Origin of the sequence: Martinezella lusitana (genome assembly GCF_016901135.1) — a bacterium.
GTDB classification, from domain to species: Bacteria; Pseudomonadota; Alphaproteobacteria; order Rhizobiales; family Rhizobiaceae; genus Rhizobium; species Rhizobium lusitanum_D.
In genome coordinates this window covers 386,075-403,111 of record NZ_JAFEVL010000003.1, presented here as the reverse complement: position 1 = coordinate 403,111, position 17,037 = coordinate 386,075, and the positions used below count along the sequence as shown (strand labels likewise).

Genomic DNA, 17,037 nt, shown 5'->3' with positions numbered 1-17,037 from the left:
CCACGAATACATGGAGTGAATGATGCAACTTCCGAACGACTATCTCGAACGCGTCTATGCCGGCGTCCTGGGCAAACTCATCGGCGTCTATCTGGGCCGTCCTTTCGAGGGATGGACCTACCAGAAGATCATGGAGGAACTCGGCCCGATCGAGTATTACGTGCATGAGCGCTTGAACCAACCGCTTGTCGTGACCGACGACGATGTGGCCGGCACCTTCACCTTCATCCGCGCCCTTGAAGATTATGGTATCAAGCCCGACCTCTCGGCTGAGGAGATCGGCAAGGCCTGGCTCAACTACATCGTTGAGGAACGGGCGATCCTCTGGTGGGGCGGCAACGGCAATTCCACCGAACACACCGCCTGGCTCAATCTCAAGAAGGGCGTGCCCGCGCCGCATTCCGGCTCGACCGCCACCAATGGCCAGGCTGTTGCCGAACAGATCGGGGCGCAGATCTTCATCGACGGCTGGGCCATGGTGGCGCCCAGCCAGCCGGAACTGGCGGCCAGGCTTGCTGAACAAGCCGGCAAGGTCAGCCATGACGGCGAATCCGTCTACGCCGCCATGCTGTGGGCCGCGATGGAGGCCGAGGCGTTCGGTTCTTCCGACATCGATCACCTGATCGATACAGGCCTGAAGCAAATTCCCAAGGAGAGCCTGATCGCCAGGCTGATCGCCGACATAAGGGAGTGGCATAAGGCTCACCCGGATTGGCACGACACACGCCAGAAGATCCAGGACAAATACGGCTACGACAAATATCCTGGCAACTGCCATGTCGTGCCCAATCACGCGCTGATGATCATGTCGGTGCTCTATGCGCCGGATGACTTCCAGAAGGCGCAGATGATCGTCAACACATCGGGCTGGGATACCGACTGCAACGCCGGCAATGTCGGCTGCCTGCTCGGCATCATGAACGGGCTCGACGGGCTTTCGGAAGGTCCGGATTTTCGCGGCCCGATCGCCGACCGGATGCTGATCTCGTCGGCTGATGGCGGCAATTCCATCAACGACGCCGTCCGCCAGACCTATTTTCTGGCCAATCTCGGCCTGCAGCTGGCGGGCCGCCCATCCCTTGAGGCGCCAAAGAACGGCGCGCAGTTTCACTTCTCGCTTCCCGGCAGCCAGCAGGGCTTCCGCGTATTGGGCGGTCTCGATGCCGCAAGTGCCGTCCGTGTCGGCAATGTCGAGTTCGAAGGTGGCCGCGCGCTGACTGTCGACTACGAGGCGCTAGGCCCGTCACAGGCTGTCGTCGTGACGACCCCGACCTTCTCGCCCCGCGAAATGCTTGATATGCGGACCTACGACCTGATGGCGACGCCGCTCGTCTATTCGGGCCAGAAGGTAAAGGCGCGTATCAAGGGTGATACGCGCAATCGCGGCGCGGTCGCGGCGCGGCTGCGCATCCGGGTCTATGATGAACACGACCAGCTCCGCGACATCGACTCCACGCCGGTGAAGATCGAACCGGGCGTCGAAGCCCTGCTCGAATGGATCCTCCCCGACACGGGAGGCCAGCCGATCGCCGAGCTTGGCATCCTGGTGACCGGCACCGGCAAACGTGCCGATGGCCGGCTGATCGTCGACTATATAGGCTGGGATGGCGCACCGAACCTCACGCTCAAGCGCCCGGCCGGCGACGGCGATTTCTGGCGCATGGCCTGGGTCAATGGTGCAAGCTTCTTCTCCAAGCGCTTTCCGGCAGCCTTCCGTATCGCGCAGAATCGCGGCGAAGGCATCATCATCCACGGCACGCGGCAGTGGACCGACTACCAGGCATCCGGCCAGGTGATGATCCATCTCGGCAATTACGGCGGTCTCGCCGTGCGCGCGCAAGGGCTGCGCCGCTACTACGGCGCCCGCGTCACGCGCGATGGCAAGATGCAGATCGTCAGGGTGCGCGACGAGGACACGAAGGTGCTCGCCGAGACCGAATTCAAGACCGAATTCGAGAAGCACATTGCGATGAAGGTCACAGCGCAGGGCGCCCGCATCACATTCGAGGCCGATGGGGTATCACTCACGGCAGAGGATGCATCCGTTGATGCCTTCCGTGATGGCGGCGTCGGGCTGCTGGTCCATGAAGGCGCCCTGTCGTCCAACGAAATCCGGATCGGAGGGGTTTGATGGCGACTGTCACCATAGATAAGGCCCGCAAGGCCTACGGCGCCGTGGAGGTTCTCCACGGCGTATCCACCGATATCGCCGACGGCGAGTTCGTCGTCCTCGTCGGCCCGTCCGGCTGCGGCAAATCCACCTTGCTCAGGATGATCGCTGGCCTCGAAGACATCAGCGGCGGCACGATCAGCATCGGCGGCCGCGTCGTCAACCATCTGCCGCCCAAGGAGCGCGATATCTCCATGGTGTTCCAGAACTATGCGCTTTATCCGCATATGACGGTTGCCGAGAACATGGCCTTTTCGCTGACGCTTGCCGGCGCGCCGAAGGAGGAAAAGCAGAAGCGCGTGGCGCAGGCGGCGCAAATTCTTGGCCTCACCGAGCTGCTCGGGCGTTATCCGCGCCAGCTTTCCGGCGGCCAGCGCCAGCGCGTTGCCATGGGCCGCTCGATCGTTCGCAATCCGCAGGTCTTCCTGTTCGACGAGCCCTTGTCCAACCTCGACGCGAAGCTCCGGGTTGCCATGCGCGCCGAAATCAAGAGCCTGCATCGCCGCCTTGCCACGACGACCATCTATGTCACGCATGATCAGGTCGAGGCGATGACCATGGCCGATCGCATCGTTGTCATGAATGGCGGCCGCATCGAGCAGATCGGTCGACCGCTCGAGCTCTACGACAATCCGCAGAGCATGTTCGTCGCCGAGTTCATCGGCTCTCCGTCGATGAACCTGCTGAAGGGACGCTTCGACGGCGACGGTGGCCAGCCGATGTTCAGGATGAACGACGGCACCCTGTTGCCGCTACCCGACGGCGTTTCAAGGCCCAGCGGCACGGAGGCGGTCTATGGCATCCGGCCTGAATACTTCACCATCTCGCCGACGGGCATAGGCATTCCGGCCCGCGTGGTGGTCGTCGAGCCGCTAGGCCCGGAAACACAGGTGACGGCGACGGTGGGTGAACAAACAATCGTGACTGTATTCCACGAACGGCTCACCATTGAGCCCGACGACACTATCTGGCTGCAGCCGCGGGCGGAGCGGGTCTGCCTGTTCGACACAAATGGACGCCGGCTAACCGACGCCGCCACGGTCAGAGATTTACAGGACACGTGAGACGGCTAGTCAATTGTGCAATGGCTCTTGCGGGCGCGAGCGCGCAAAGCCATCCCCGCTCATCGTAAACATGGCACCTGGTCAGCTCACGGCCATGATCCCCTGCCAGGCGCTGTACGCCGAAAGCACGGTTTCCATCTGTGCGGTATGACCGGCGACAAACGCCACACCATAAATGGTCTCGTCCGGATATTCGGTGATCAGCGTCATCGGCACGGTATGGCGATCATCGACACTGGCAAGGCACGGGAAGCCGTTGATGATGCGAAAGCCCGTTTCGCCGGCATGAATTTCATAGAGGGCGATTTGACGGTTGTTGTAGTCCAGCAGCCCGGGGATGGTGTTGAGGTGCTTGGTGACCTTATCCAGAAGCTGTTCGGCTTGAACCTCCCAACCGGCATGATAGCGGGCAATCAGGAAAAAGCCTTTCGGCAGCGTCCACATGGCGAAGTTGCGCGGCACATAGCCGGACAGCGGACGCGTCCACTCATGCGAGGGGTAGCCGTGCAGATTGACATGCAGCAACGCGCCGCTGAGCCTTTCCGCCTGGAAGCGGATTTCCTTCTCGTAGAGATGCGGACTAGCATTCGCCGGCGTGCGGTACTCCAGGTCGTCGCCCAGGGCGGTATAGCGCGCGGCATGGTGCATATGGCGCGGATTATCTTTGCGCAGCCGCTGGTGCAGCGCATATCCGTCCGGGTTTTCCAGCGGAGAAACGGTGAAGTGGGCGCCTTCCAGTCCGGCAAGCCGCCGGGCGGCGCGCAGCGCACCGGCGCCCCCTGTGGTCTCGTTGGCGTGCTGTCCGCCGCTGATCATCACAGCGGCGTCGTTGCCCTCAATGTACCGTGCTCTCACCATGCGGCGGGAGCGCGTGGCAGCCTCAAATGACAAGCCGCCGACCGCCGCAAGCTCGGTTTCGATCTGTTGCGCCGCCAAGGGTTCCTGAGCCGCCTCGATCTGCTGTTGCGCGCCATCTGAAAAGCCCGAGGAAAGCGGCCGCGTTTCGATCCTTATCGAGATATCTCCCGAGGACTGAATGATTTCCGGAACGATCTGACCCGGCTTCAGCCCACGGTCGCCGAGCGGCCGGCCGGACTTCTTCTGGAAGAATTCGAGCAGCGAGAAGTAAAAATCCTCATGCAGCGCTTCCCTGAGGCTCATGACTTCATCACCGACCGGTAAGGCTTCATCCGTGGCCGGCAGGGCGACGCGGATATTGAGCTCCCCGAAATAAGGTTCCGCCGTGCCCCACTCATGGTGGGTCACCGCCTCGATGGCGTCTTCGAAAAGCGTTTGGTAGTCCGTGGTGAAGTGCGCGCCCGCGGCACCATCCTCCGCGATGAACCAGCCGGTCGGAGAGACACTCGTTTCGCCCGCAGCGTCGATATGCACCCGATTGGGCACCAGAACCTTCACAAGACGCTCGCCATCGGCGGCAGTTTTCAGCAGAACGTCATAGTGAAACTCGCCATCGCTTCGCGCGATAAAGTCGATCTTGCGATCCCCCACCATGGCCGCAAGCGGATACGCCTCCAACCGGAAGCGGTTTTCCGGAGCATTGGGGTGTACGGGATAGTGAATCTCGATCGCTTCGACACCCTCGAGACTGATCTCTTCCAGAAAGGCATGAAGCAGCGGCTTGTAGGCGCTGCGGATGCGCGCGCGCACGCCCTTCTCGGCGAGTGTTATTTCCGCCTCACGGCGGCTTTGCCGGTCGTCGAAGGTCCAGGCCTCTATATTCTGACCTGGTTTTGCGTCCGCGACGAGCCGCGAAAGTGTGCGCTCAAAGCCTCTTTCGAAAATCACGGTCATGATGTCTTACCTTGTCGTTCTGCCTGTCGGGTCGAGGCTGTCTCGCAGCCAGTCACCCAGTAGATTGAGGCCGAGCACCGTGAGCAGGATGGCAAGGCCGGGGAAAAGGCTGACCCACCAGGCCGTCTGCAGATAGGTGCGTCCGTCCGCTAGCATGCCGCCCCAGCTCGGGATGGTCGGATCGACACCAAGGCCGAGGAAGGTGAGGCTGCTTTCCAGGAGGATATTGTTGGCGATGTTCAGCGTCATCAGCACGATCACCGGGCCGATGAGATTGGGCAGCAGGTGCTGGAAGATGATGCGCCAATCCTTAACGCCGATGGCGCGTGCCGAGAGGATGAATTCGCGCTCGCGCAGGCTCAGCACCGAACCGCGCACGAGCCGGGCATATTGCACCCACTGCGACACGATCAGGAGGATGATCGTGTTGGTGAGGCTGCCGCCGACGATGGCGATGAAGGTGATCGCCAGCAGGATGAAGGGCATGGCGAGCTGGATATCGGCGAAGCGCATGAGGATCATGTCCCAGACGCCGCGATAGTAGCCGGCAGCAAGACCCACCAGCACGCCGAAAACGACGCCGCCGATCACGGAGGTGAGACCGACCAGCAGGGATATTCTGCCGCCGGCGACGACACGGGCAAGAACATCGCGCCCGAGCGGATCGGTGCCGAACGGATGGGCCAGGTTGGCAAAGGGCCGGGCGAGCCGGGCCAGCAGATCGATCTTCTCCGCGCCGCCGGGAAAGAGCACGTCCGAGAAAAGAGCGGCAAGGCAGATGATAACAGTCAGCGACGCGCCGAATATGAATTCGAAGCTGGAGAAGCGCGAACGGCTAGAGGTCGTGGCGGCCATGGGCGGTTACTCCGTGCGGATACGGGGATCGACAAGCCCGTATGCGATATCGACCAGAAGATTGACGCCGACAATGAACAAGGCGAGCACCGTGATGACGCCCTGCAGCACCGGATAGTCGCGGGCGGCAACTGCGTCGAAGGCCAGTGTTCCGAGGCCGGGCCAGTTGAAGACGCGCTCGATGACGACGATGCCGCCCAGCAACCCGCCGAACTGGATGCCGAAATAGGTGATCAGCGGAATGGCGCAATTGCGCAGCGCATGCTTGTAAAGCACCTTGCTCTCGCTAAGGCCCTTGGCGCGCGCGACCATGATGTATTGCGACTGCAGCGTCTCCAACATGGCGGTGCGCACCAGCCGCACATTCGTCGCCGTCAGGATGACGGCCATGGTCACGGCCGGCATGACATAGCTCGAAATCCCGACCATGCCGCTCGGCGGCAGCCAGCCGAGGGTGATCGAAAACAGCAGGACCATCATGAGCGCCAGCCAGAAATTCGGAAACGACAGGCCAAGCAGCGAGAGGACACGGATGATCTGGTCCGCGGTCTTGCCGCGCGCCGTCGCGGCCTTGATACCGAGCGGGATGGAGAGCGCGATCGATATCACCATGGAGATGAAGGCGAGCAGCAAGGTGGCGGGCAGGGCATCGGCTATCAAGCGCGAGACGGGCGTTCCGCCCGTGAAGCTGCGACCGAAATCCAGCGTCAGCAGACCCTTCAGGAAGGTCAGATATTGGACAATGAACGGCCGGTCGGTTCCCAGCGCCGCGCGGATGCGCGCCAGATCGTCTTCCGTCATGCTGCCGCCGCCCTGAAACATCATCAACGCTGGGTCGCCGGTGAGGCGGATGGCGAATGAGACGAGAAGCGTAATGGCGATCACGACGAAAATCGCCTGCAGCAATCGCTTGATGAGAAAACCGGCCACGTTCTTTCCCCGAAAGTTCCTGGGTGGACGCCGCCAGCTGATCCGGCGGCGTCACGCTTCGCGATTATTCGACTGTGACCTCGTTCAGCTTGATGCGGGTGTCCGGTGCGGGCACGAAGCCCTTCACCCGCTTGCTGACGCCATAGATCGCATTGGTATTATAGAGTGGCAACTCCAGCGCTTTGTCGGCTACATATTTGCCGATGTCCTTGAGGACTTTCCCGCGCTCAGCGCGGTCGGTGAGCGGGCGCTGAGATTCCAACAGCTTGTCCAGCGCCGCATCCTTTTCGTAAGGATTCCACTTTTCGCCGGAGTGATACATCGAATAGGCGGTATTATCGTAGTCGAAGGTCCAGCCGCCCCATTTCTGCTGGAACATCGCGCCGGTCTTGCCCTGCGGGATGATGTCGTTCAGCAGAACATTGGTCTCATAGGGCTTGAGGGTGGCGGTGAGGCCGACCATCTGCAGGTAGCTCGCCACCACCTGCGCCACTTCGTTCATGGTCGCATCATTGCCGCGAATGTCGATCTGGATCGCCGCGCCAGGCTTCACGCCGGCTTCGGCCAGCAGCTTCTTGGCACCTTCCGGATCGTAGGCAAGCGGCTTCAGGTCGGGATCGTAGCCGAAGGACAAAGCATTCTGGAAGCTGACGATCTCGGTTCCCTGTCCCGCAAGGATCGACTTGACGATCGTCGCCCGGTCGACGGCCATGATAATGGCCTTGCGCACGCGCGGATCGGCCGTGATGCCGTCGCGGGTATTGAAGCGCAGCGCATCGACCGTCGGGCCGGGAACGCTGGCGATTTCCAGCTTGGAATCGCCCTGGATGACTGGGAGCATGCCGATCGGGATGGTCGGCGGAATGACGAGATCAACGCGGCCGGCCTGAAGTTCGGCAACGGCCGTCGCAGGTTCGCTGATGAAGCGATATTCGAGCTCGGAAATCTTCGGCGCACCACCCCAATAATCCGGGTTGGCCTCCAGCTTGATGTTCACCTTCGGCGTATAGGAGACGAATTTGAAGGCGCCGGTGCCGACGGGGTTGAGGTTGAAATAGTCCTCGCCCTTTTCCTTGATGTATTTGGGCGGGACAATCATCGCGCCATAGCCGGCAAGCTTCGTCAGCAGCACCGGATCGGGCGCCTTCAGCTTCATATCGACAGTATAGTCGTCGATGTCGTCGACGCTTTCGATCGCGGTGTAGTTGGAGCGCTGCGGCCCCTTGGCGCCCTGCTCGCCGAGCAGGCGATCGAAGGTGAACTTCACCGCTTCGGCATTGAAGGGCTCGCCGTCATGGAATTTGACATCGTGGCGCAGCTTGAAGCGGATGCGCTTGCCCTGATCCAGCTCTTCCCAGGATTCGGCAAGGCCAGGTACCAGCTTGAGATCCGGGCCGCGATAGGTCAGGCCGTCGAAGATATTGGTCGATACGGCAGCCCAGGCGACCAGAAACGTGTCGATCGGATCCCAGCTGCCGGGATCCTGCGGTGACGCGACCGTCATCTTGCCCGCAGCAAGCGCCGGCGCGGCGCTGACGGCAACGCTCGACAAGGCAAGCGCTGTCAGAGCAGTTTTCAGTCCCCATTTCATCTTTTTCATTGAATCTGCTTCCTCTTCAGATCGTTGCTGTAGCTCAAAGTTGTTCAGGCGCTTCTAGCGATAAAGTGGCCCAAATTGATTTCCTCGCGCGCGAGGATCGGTGGCTCGTCGCCGACGCGGCGAACGGGATTTGGGATTTCGCCCTCGATCAGCGCGGTCTTGCGCTCGATCGTCGGATCGGCGACCGGCACGGCTGACAGCAGTCGGCGGGTGTAATCGTGCATCGGTGTTTCGAAGACCTGCCGCCGGCTACCCATTTCCATGATTTGCCCGAGATAGAGCACGGCAACCCGGTGGCTGATCTTTTCCACCACGGCCATGTCGTGGCTGATGAACAGGTAGGCAAGTCCGCGCTCGGCCTGCAAATCCATGAATAGATTGATGATCTGCGCCTGGATCGACACGTCGAGCGCCGAAAGCGCCTCGTCGGCGATGATGAGCTTGGGATCGGAGGCAAGCGCGCGGGCGATGCAGACGCGCTGACGCTGGCCACCGGAGAATTCATGCGGATAGCGCTCCGCATGCGCCGATGTCAGGCCGACGCGCTCCAGAAGCTCGTCCACCCTGCGGCGGACCTCCTTCGTGCCGGAGATGATCCCATGCGTATTGATCGGTTCCGCGATCGAGAATCCGACCGTCTTGCGCGGATCGAGCGAGGCGAAGGGATCCTGAAAAATATACTGGACGTCCCTGCGCAAGCGGAAGCGCTCTGCCGCCGACATCGCGGCAAAGCTCTTGCCGTTGAAGGAAATCTCGCCGGACAGCGCCTTCTGCAATTGCTGGATCGTGCGGCCGATCGTCGATTTGCCGGAGCCGGATTCACCGACCAGTGCCAGGGTTTCGCCCGGATGAATGTCGAAGCCGACCTTCTGGACGGCGCTGCATCGATGCGTGACCTGACCGAACAGATTCTTGCGGATATCGAAGCGCACGAATAGGTCGCGCACGGACAGCAGCGGTGGCACGTCGTAGCGGGCGGTATTCTGCACCCGTTCCTCGCCGACGATTTTCGGCTCGCCGTTCTCGAGAACGGTCAGCGGCAGGCGTTTGGGAAAATCCTCTCCCGCCATGCTGCCGAGCTTCGGCACTGCTGCAAGCAGGGTGCGCGTATAGGGATGCTTCGGATTGGCGAAGATCTCGCGGACCGGGCCTTCCTCGACCTTCTTGCCCTTCCACATGACAACCACGTCGTCGGCCATTTCGGCGACCACGCCCATGTCGTGTGTGATGAAGATCATGCCCATGCCGAGGTCCTTCTGCAGGTCTCGCATGATGTTGAGGATCTGCGCCTGGATGGTCACGTCGAGCGCGGTCGTCGGCTCATCGGCGATCAGCAGCTTGGGACGGCAGGCAAGCGCCATGGCGATCATGACGCGCTGGCGCATGCCGCCGGAGAGCTGATGGGGATAACGCCTGAGCAGCGCCTCGGCATCCGGCAGGCGGACCATTTCGAGAAGGCGCTGCGCTTCGGCCGTTGCCGCGGATTTGCTCATGTTTTCATGGAGCAAAAGGACCTCGCAGATCTGATCGCCGATCGTGAAGACGGGGTTGAGCGAGGTCATCGGCTCCTGGAAGATCATGGCGATCTCCTTGCCGCGGATGGAGCGGACCTCCTTTTGCGAAACCTTGAGCAGGTCCTTGCCGTTGAAGACGATGCTGCCGCTCTCGAACCGCGCGCCCATCATGTCGGCAAGCCGCATGATCGAAAGCGACGTGACCGATTTCCCGGAGCCGGATTCACCCACGACCGCGACTGTTTTGCCCGGCGCCACGGAGAAAGAAAGACCCTCCACCACACGGCTTTCGCCGAAACGCACCGTCAAATCTGAAACAGAGAGAAGCGACCTGGCCGGGTCCTTTGCGATCGTCATGCGCTCACCTCAGCATTGACATCGCCCTGCGGCATCGCGACGCCGAAGCCCGCACCGAGACCACCGTTGAGATCGCATGTCAGCACGTCAAAACTCCCTGCCGTCTAAGGGTGGAAACCCCACGACATCGTTTTCAAAAGCCAAATGTCTAATGCTCATTTCCGCGAGGCGTTCCCATTATTTTTGTTAGGGCACGGGATAACATCAAACGACAATCTGGTCTATATTGTTGAACAATTTTCATACTGCAAGCTGGAATTTGGTGCGGGCTTATGCAAGATCATCCAACGGCGCGCGCATTTCCATCAGCTTGCAGGTTTGTAAAGCGACTCATAGCTTGACGGAAAGCGCAGGATTAGGCTCGCGGTCGCTCCCCAGCAACTGCGAGCGCGAGGGGACCAAATGAAGCAGACAAATCTTGCGAGTCTTGAGCCGCCGCCAGGCGCACAGGTTACGGAGGCCGGCCAGACGGTGGCGGAAGTAACTGCTGCGCGCATCAGGGATCAGGTGATCTCCGGAGCCTTGTCGCCAGGCAGCCATCTTTCCGAGGCGACCTTGTGCGAAGAATTGCAGATTTCACGCAATACGCTGCGCGAGGTCTTTCGGCTGCTGACGAAGGACGGCGTGCTGCGTCATGAAGCCAATCGCGGCGTATTTGTCACCACACCAAGCATATCGACGATCATCGATATTTTCCATATCCGCCGCCTTATCGAGTGTTCCGCGCTTGCGGGCGCGCACCATCGCCATCCCAGTGTCGGCAAGATGCGCGAGGCTGTCGACGCGGCGATCCGGCATCGTGACGCCGGTGAATGGCTGAGCGTCGGCAGTGCGGATATTGCCTTTCACGCCGCTATCGTCGAGCTTGCGGATAGCCCTCGGCTTTCCGCCTTTTATGCGCAGATCTCGCTCGAGCTGCGTCTCGTTTTCGGCTTGATACGTGATCCGGAATATCTGCATGGCCCCTACGTGGCTCAGAACGCCATCATTCTGTCCCATCTTGAAGAGGGTGCGGCAGCGAGTGCTGCCGAAAAGCTGGAGAAGTATCTATATCAGGCGGAACGATTTATCCTGGCCGCCTATTCCAGAGCCATGCCAGGCTGAAAACCCGGCCACTGAGATCAGCGGCTCTGGTTCAGACGTTGAACTTGCAAGAGATTGCCCGGCCATTCCATAGGTCCTGCTTCGCTTTGAAGCGAAGCTATGGGCACGTCGCCGATGTCGCGGCGCCCATGCAGCCAGCGTTTATCGGTTCACACTAATTTTCAGCCATCGCATCGATGTAAATAGAGGCTGATCCCGGGCATTTATGAACGGATCCGCGGCCGGATGCGATGAGGCGGCGGCTGAAAAATCGTGCCCAATAAAGGCAATCACAACCGTGGAATACGCGGACCAAAGCGAACACGCCGATCCCCGCTTCATATTGAAGACGCTCACCAATTCCGAGTGACGATGGCAGATCTGCCATCCAAGATCATATCGCCGATGAATGTCGCCAAGCCTCCCAAGGAAAGATTTTCATGCTGAAAAGTGTTTTCACAAACGCCAGATCACGAAAATAATTTACATGATGTGGCATGATTTTACACTCGCCACGTTGACATCGGCGGCGAAAACCGCATCATTAAGAAAATAAATTACACTTTGAGCGGTCGACCGGGTGAACAGCACAGCTACAAGCTCCTTACAAAACACAGGTGGCCGTCACGGGTGCGTGTCAGCCATGACCATGCAATCGATCGCGGGGTGTCGCGGTACGCCATATGCGAAGTCAGGCCGCTGCCTGCCCTCGCGCCCCAGGACGAAAACGAGTTCGGATCGTCACTAATGCGCATTTTCACAGCCTCGCTTGCCACCGAGACGAACACCTTTTCGCCTGTCCCGACGGACATGCACGCCTTCAAGGCAGCCTTCTATGCCGGACCGGGCGAGCATCCCGATACGCCGACCCTGTGCTCCTCCGTCGTTCCGATCCTGCGCCGTCGCGGCCGCGCGGAAGGCTTCACTGTCATCGAAGGCACGTCCTGCTGGGCCGAGCCGGCAGGCCTGATCCAGCGGCAGACCTATGAGACGCTGCGTGATCAGATTCTTGGCGAACTGAAGGCGGCGCTGCCCGTCAACGCCGTGGTCCTCGGACTACATGGCGCCATGGTCGCGCAAGGCTATGACGACCCGGAAGGCGATTTCCTGTCGCGGGTTCGCGCCATCGTCGGGCCGGATGTGCTTGTCGCTGCCGAATTCGATCCACATAGCCACCTGACCGCCCAGCGCGTCGCCAATCTCGACATCATGGCAACCTTTCTGGAATTTCCGCACACGGATTTCGAGCAGCGTGGCGAGCATGTCGTCGAACTGGCCCTGCGGACGCTGCGCGGCGAGATCAAGCCGGCGATCTCGACCTTCGACTGCCGCATGATCACCATTTACCCGACCAGCCAGGAGCCGATGCGCTCCTTCGTCGATCGCCTGAAGGCGATGGAAGGCAAGGATGGCATCCTGTCGATATCAGTCATTCACGGCTTCATGGCCGGCGACGTGCCTGATATGGGCACGCGTATTGTCGTCGTTACCGACAATGACGAAGCCAAAGGGGATGCACTTGCGCAATCGCTCGGTCATGAACTCTACGGCCTGCGCAAGCGGGTGGCGATGCCGATGTTCGACACCGAGACCGGGCTCGACCGCAGCATCGAGCTGCGCGCGACCCACCCGGAAACGCCCGTCGTCGTCGCCGATGTCTGGGACAATCCCGGCGGCGGTGTGGCAGGCGATGCCACCCACATTCTGCGCCGGATGATCGAGCGCGGCTTTGACAATATCGGTGTCGCGACGATCTGGGATCCGATCGCCGTATCGTTCTGCCATGCGGCCGGCGAAGGGGCGCAGCTTGATCTTCGCGTCGGCGGAAAATCCGGTCCGCAGGGCGGCGAGCCGCTCGACCTCAATGTCACGGTCGAGCGTGTCTTCGACGCCGGCTGGCAGAGTTTTCGCAACAGCCGCGTCACGCTCGGCAGCGCGGCTGTCGTGCGCCCTGTCGGCACGTCGATCGACATCATACTGATTTCCAGCCGGACGCAGACCTACGAGCCGGACATCTTTTCCAATCAGGGTATCGATTTCTCCGGCAAATCTTTTCTGCTCGTGAAGTCGACCAATCATTTTCACGCGGGATTCCAGCCGATCTCCTCGGAGATCGTCTACATCGCCGCACCGACCTCCTACCCGACAGATCCGGCAACGACGCCCTACCGCAAGGCAAGCCTCGAGCTTTGGCCACGCGTCGCCGATCCGTTGGGCCTCGAAGGTTGAAATCGGGCCGGACGGGAACCGGCCGCAGGCATGCCGACTAACGAACATAGGGAACACGCCCGAAGGGCGGCAAAAAGGGGATGATGATGAAAAGCGCATTTGTTCTGATCACGCTGGCCATGCTTGCCGGCACCAGCAATCTGGCGATCGCCCAGACCTCGGATGGGGTCTTGACCGTCGCAACCATCGGCGAATTGCCGACCCTCGACGCCATGCAGACGCCGACCGACATCGTGCTGACGGTCGACCAGCATATTTTCGAGACGCTCTATACCTATGACGCCCAGTGGAAGTCCGTTCCGCTGCTGGCGGCTGCCATGCCGACGATTTCCGACGACGGCCTCACCTACCGCATTCCGCTGCGCGAAGGCGTCAAGTTCCATGATGGCAGCGACTTCGACTCCAAGGATGTCGTTGCCTCGCTGAAGCGCTGGATGAACGTCAACTCCAAGGGCAAGCAGGTTGCCACGATCATCGACAGCCTGACGGCCGACGGCGATCACGCCGTGATCGTCAAGCTCAAGTCGCGCTATGCGCCGCTGCTGGCCACTCTATCCCAGTCCTCGATCATTATGCCCTCTGAAAAGGTCGCCGATACCCTTACCGATTTCGTCGGCACCGGCCCCTATATGCTCAAGGAGCGCAAGCCCGACCAGTATACGCAGCTCGTGCGCTTCGATGGCTACAAGTCGCCCGAAGGCGAGCCGAATAACTACGCCGGCAAGCGCGAGGCCATCGCCAAGGAAATCCGTTTCGTGCCTGTGCCGGACGCCAATACCCGCGTCGAAGGCCTGATCTCCGGACAGTTCGATTTTGCCGACTCCCTGCCCGTCAGTGCCTATGAGCGCATCGAAAAGAGCGGCAACGCCAAGCCTGTCATCTTCGAGGATGCCGGCTGGGTATCGCTCAACATGAACATGAAGCAAGGCCTGCTGGTGAAGAAGCCGCTGCGCCAGGCGGTGCAGGCAGCACTGAATTCCTCCGACATGATGCTTGCCGCCTTCAACGACCAGCGCTTCTTCAGCGTCGACGGCGCCTTCTTCCCGAAGGGATCGTTCTGGCATACCGACGCCGGTGTTGTTCGCTACGGTGAAGGCGATCCCGACACGGCAGCAAAGCTGCTGAAGGATGCCGAATATGACGGCACGCCGCTGCGGCTTTTGACCAGCCGTCAATATGAATTCCACTACAAGATCGGCGAGGTCGCCAAGGCCTATCTGGAAGCCGCCGGCTTCAAGGTCGACATGCAGGTCGTCGACTGGGCGACGCTGACCACCCGCCGCGCCGATCCCAAGGAATGGGACATCTTCATCACCCATTCCAACTTTCCCGGCGATCCGACGACGATCAACACGATTACGGACAGCTATCCGGGCTGGTATGTCTCCGACCAGAAGACCAAGGCTGTTTCAGCCTATATGGACGCGACGAGCGACGACGCGAAGCAGAAGGCATGGGAAGGGATCCAGACCGTGATCTACGACGATGCGCCTCTCTACAAGGTCGGCAACTTCAATGCCCTTTCGGGTATTTCCGCGTCGATATCAGGCTATACGCCGACCTATTGGCCGCATTTCTGGAACGTCACCCCGAAGAAATAAGGCTTAAAGCACATGGCAAAGATCGCCCAGGCGCTTTTGAGACGTCTCGGAGGCATGGTGATTGTGCTCGCGCTTGTCGTGACGGTTGTCTTCGTCATCGTCCGGGTCACCCCGGGCGATCCGGCGGCCGTCATGCTCGGGGCCGACGCCACGCCGCAGGACATTGCGCAATTGCGGGCCAAGATGGGGCTCGATGCGCCGTTGCTTGTTCAATACGTCCAGTTCGTATTGGGCCTGTTGAAGGGCGACCTCGGGCAATCGATCTTTCTCAACCAGCCGGTCACGCAGGCGCTGGCCGCGCGCGCCGAGCCGACCTTCTTCCTGACGCTGTTCTCCATTCTGATCGCCACGGCGATCGCGCTTCCCGTCGGGATCATCTCGGCGGTCAAGCGGGGAACGATCTTCGATCAGATCGTCGTCGTACTCACCATGGTGGCGGCGAGCGTGCCGAGTTTCTGGCTCGGCCTGATGCTAATCCAGATCCTGGCGGTCGGACAGGGCTGGTTCCCGGCCTCTGGTTATGGTGGCCCCGACACCGATTTCCTCGAGCGCCTACACCACCTCATCTTGCCGGCGATCACTCTGGGCGTCGTCAATTCCGCGATGATCACGCGCTTCACCCGGGCTGCCATGCTCGACGTGCTCGGCGACGACTATGTGCGCACGGCCCGCGCCAAAGGGGCGAGCGAAAGCCGCGTCATCCTGAAGCACGCATTGAAGAACGCGATGATCCCGATCATCACCGTGATCGGCCTATCCATCGCCATGCTGGTTGCCGGCGCGGTGGTGACCGAAACCGTCTTCGGCCTGCCTGGTGTCGGCAATCTGGTCGTTTCCGCGGTCCTGCGGCGCGACTATCCGGTGATCCAGGGTGCGCTCCTGGTGGTCGCGGCCATCTACGTGCTCATCAATTTCATCGTCGACATGCTCTATATTCTCGTCGATCCGAGGGTCCGCCTATGACGGCCGGCTCTTTTACCCTTCCATTTACATCAAGCCTGCGGCGCCTCTTCGGCAACCGCGCCATGCTGTTCGGCGCCATTATTCTGCTTGTCGTCATCCTTGCTGCGATCTTCGCGCCCTGGATCGCGCCTTACGCTCCGAACAAGCTGTCGATCGTCAACAAGCTGAAGGGACCGTCCATGGCCCATATCTTCGGCACCGACGAATTCGGCCGCGACATCTTCTCTCGCGCTATTTTTGCGGGCCGCATCTCGCTGCTCGTCAGCCTCGGCGTGGTCTGCATCTCTACCGTTATCGGCGTGTTTCTCGGCGTTATCGCCGGATATTTTCGCAGGCTCGATGCGCCGATCTCACGCCTGCTCGATGCCATGATGTCGTTTCCCGACATTCTTCTTGCCATCGCGCTTGTCGCGGCACTCGGGCCGTCGCTGGTAACCGTCATCCTGGCGCTCGGCATCACCTATGCGCCGCGTCTCGCCCGCATCGTTCGCGGCTCGACCCTGGTTCTGAGGGAGCTGCCCTACATCGAGGCGGCCATCTCGATGGGTCTGCCGACCTGGCAGATCCTCTGCCGCCATGTCCTGCTCAATCTGGCATCGCCCATTCTGGTGCAGGCAACCTTCGTCTTCGCCTCCGCCATGCTGGCAGAAGCAAGCCTTTCCTTCCTCGGCGTCGGCGTCTCCTCAGACATGCCGACCTGGGGCACTATGCTCGCCTCCGGCCGCGAGTTCATGGATAACGCACCCTGGCTCATGGTCTTTCCCGGCCTCGCCATCGTCTTCTCCGTCCTGTCGCTGCAATTGCTCGGCGACGGCCTGCGCGATCTGGTCGATCCGCGCCTCGCAAAGGAGAGCTGATC

The 17,037-nt window shown here is 60.8% G+C and carries 12 protein-coding genes; 7 read left to right on the top strand and 5 right to left on the bottom strand.

Going from position 1 to position 17,037, the window contains the following annotated elements:
• Positions 1-22 precede the first annotated feature (22 nt).
• Positions 23-2,131, top strand: coding sequence for an ADP-ribosylglycohydrolase family protein (locus tag JTP94_RS02525; RefSeq protein WP_204848976.1), 2,109 nt, complete (start codon positions 23-25; stop codon positions 2,129-2,131).
• Complete coding sequence (locus JTP94_RS02520) at positions 2,131-3,234, top strand: ABC transporter ATP-binding protein (protein ID WP_204848975.1); 1,104 nt, start codon at positions 2,131-2,133, stop codon at positions 3,232-3,234. The genes JTP94_RS02525 and JTP94_RS02520 overlap by 1 nt, the downstream gene beginning before the upstream one ends.
• 81 nt (positions 3,235-3,315) lie before the next feature.
• Here JTP94_RS02520 and JTP94_RS02515 read toward each other — a convergent pair whose 3' ends face one another.
• The 5 genes from JTP94_RS02515 to JTP94_RS02495 form a co-directional block, all read right to left on the bottom strand.
• Entirely contained in the window at positions 3,316-5,046 is a 1,731-nt protein-coding gene (locus tag JTP94_RS02515; protein ID WP_204848974.1) for a M14 family metallopeptidase, read from the bottom strand.
• Positions 5,047-5,052: 6 nt separating this feature from the next.
• Positions 5,053-5,901 carry an ABC transporter permease gene (locus JTP94_RS02510; RefSeq protein WP_204848973.1) on the bottom strand — a complete coding sequence of 283 codons (849 nt, stop codon included), beginning with the start codon at positions 5,899-5,901 and terminating at the stop codon, positions 5,053-5,055.
• 6 nt (positions 5,902-5,907) lie between these two features.
• Positions 5,908-6,831: an ABC transporter permease gene (locus tag JTP94_RS02505; protein WP_204848972.1), complete on the bottom strand. Its 924-nt coding sequence runs from the start codon at positions 6,829-6,831 to the stop codon at positions 5,908-5,910.
• A 64-nt stretch (positions 6,832-6,895) separates the two neighbouring features.
• Positions 6,896-8,431, bottom strand: a complete 1,536-nt coding sequence (locus JTP94_RS02500) for an ABC transporter substrate-binding protein (RefSeq protein ID WP_204848971.1) — start codon at positions 8,429-8,431, stop codon at positions 6,896-6,898.
• Positions 8,432-8,475: 44 nt separating this feature from the next.
• The gene (locus JTP94_RS02495) at positions 8,476-10,302 is read right to left on the bottom strand and encodes an ABC transporter ATP-binding protein (RefSeq protein WP_204848970.1); all 1,827 of its coding nucleotides are present in this window, start codon (positions 10,300-10,302) and stop codon (positions 8,476-8,478) included.
• Positions 10,303-10,704: 402 nt separating this feature from the next.
• Between JTP94_RS02495 and JTP94_RS02490 the strand changes: the two genes are divergently transcribed.
• The 5 genes from JTP94_RS02490 to JTP94_RS02470 all read left to right on the top strand — a co-directional run bounded on the left by JTP94_RS02490 (position 10,705) and on the right by JTP94_RS02470 (position 17,035).
• Entirely contained in the window at positions 10,705-11,406 is a 702-nt protein-coding gene (locus JTP94_RS02490; protein WP_204848969.1) for a GntR family transcriptional regulator, read from the top strand.
• A 726-nt stretch (positions 11,407-12,132) separates the two neighbouring features.
• Positions 12,133-13,614, top strand: a complete 1,482-nt coding sequence (locus JTP94_RS02485) for a M81 family metallopeptidase (RefSeq protein WP_204848968.1) — start codon at positions 12,133-12,135, stop codon at positions 13,612-13,614.
• 80 nt (positions 13,615-13,694) lie between these two features.
• A complete protein-coding gene (locus tag JTP94_RS02480; RefSeq protein WP_204848967.1) occupies positions 13,695-15,215 on the top strand; it encodes an ABC transporter substrate-binding protein in 1,521 nt (506 codons plus the stop codon).
• Between the two features lie 21 nt (positions 15,216-15,236).
• Positions 15,237-16,178, top strand: coding sequence for an ABC transporter permease (locus JTP94_RS02475; protein ID WP_204849032.1), 942 nt, complete (start codon positions 15,237-15,239; stop codon positions 16,176-16,178).
• The gene (locus JTP94_RS02470) at positions 16,175-17,035 is read left to right on the top strand and encodes an ABC transporter permease (protein WP_204848966.1); all 861 of its coding nucleotides are present in this window, start codon (positions 16,175-16,177) and stop codon (positions 17,033-17,035) included. Before JTP94_RS02475 ends, JTP94_RS02470 begins: the two co-directional genes overlap by 4 nt.
• Positions 17,036-17,037 lie beyond the last annotated feature (2 nt).

What these genes read in the sequence shown, in the direction of transcription:
- JTP94_RS02525 (WP_204848976.1), top strand. Translation starts at nt 23, where the DNA reads ATGCAACTTCCGAACGACTATCTCGAACGCGTCTATGCCGGCGTCCTG.
- JTP94_RS02520 (WP_204848975.1), top strand. Translation starts at nt 2,131, where the DNA reads ATGGCGACTGTCACCATAGATAAGGCCCGCAAGGCCTACGGCGCCGTG.
- JTP94_RS02515 (WP_204848974.1), bottom strand. Translation starts at nt 5,046, where the DNA reads ATGACCGTGATTTTCGAAAGAGGCTTTGAGCGCACACTTTCGCGGCTC.
- JTP94_RS02510 (WP_204848973.1), bottom strand. Translation starts at nt 5,901, where the DNA reads ATGGCCGCCACGACCTCTAGCCGTTCGCGCTTCTCCAGCTTCGAATTC.
- JTP94_RS02500 (WP_204848971.1), bottom strand. Translation starts at nt 8,431, where the DNA reads ATGAAAAAGATGAAATGGGGACTGAAAACTGCTCTGACAGCGCTTGCC.
- JTP94_RS02495 (WP_204848970.1), bottom strand. Translation starts at nt 10,302, where the DNA reads ATGACGATCGCAAAGGACCCGGCCAGGTCGCTTCTCTCTGTTTCAGAT.
- JTP94_RS02490 (WP_204848969.1), top strand. Translation starts at nt 10,705, where the DNA reads ATGAAGCAGACAAATCTTGCGAGTCTTGAGCCGCCGCCAGGCGCACAG.
- JTP94_RS02485 (WP_204848968.1), top strand. Translation starts at nt 12,133, where the DNA reads ATGCGCATTTTCACAGCCTCGCTTGCCACCGAGACGAACACCTTTTCG.
- JTP94_RS02480 (WP_204848967.1), top strand. Translation starts at nt 13,695, where the DNA reads ATGATGATGAAAAGCGCATTTGTTCTGATCACGCTGGCCATGCTTGCC.
- JTP94_RS02470 (WP_204848966.1), top strand. Translation starts at nt 16,175, where the DNA reads ATGACGGCCGGCTCTTTTACCCTTCCATTTACATCAAGCCTGCGGCGC.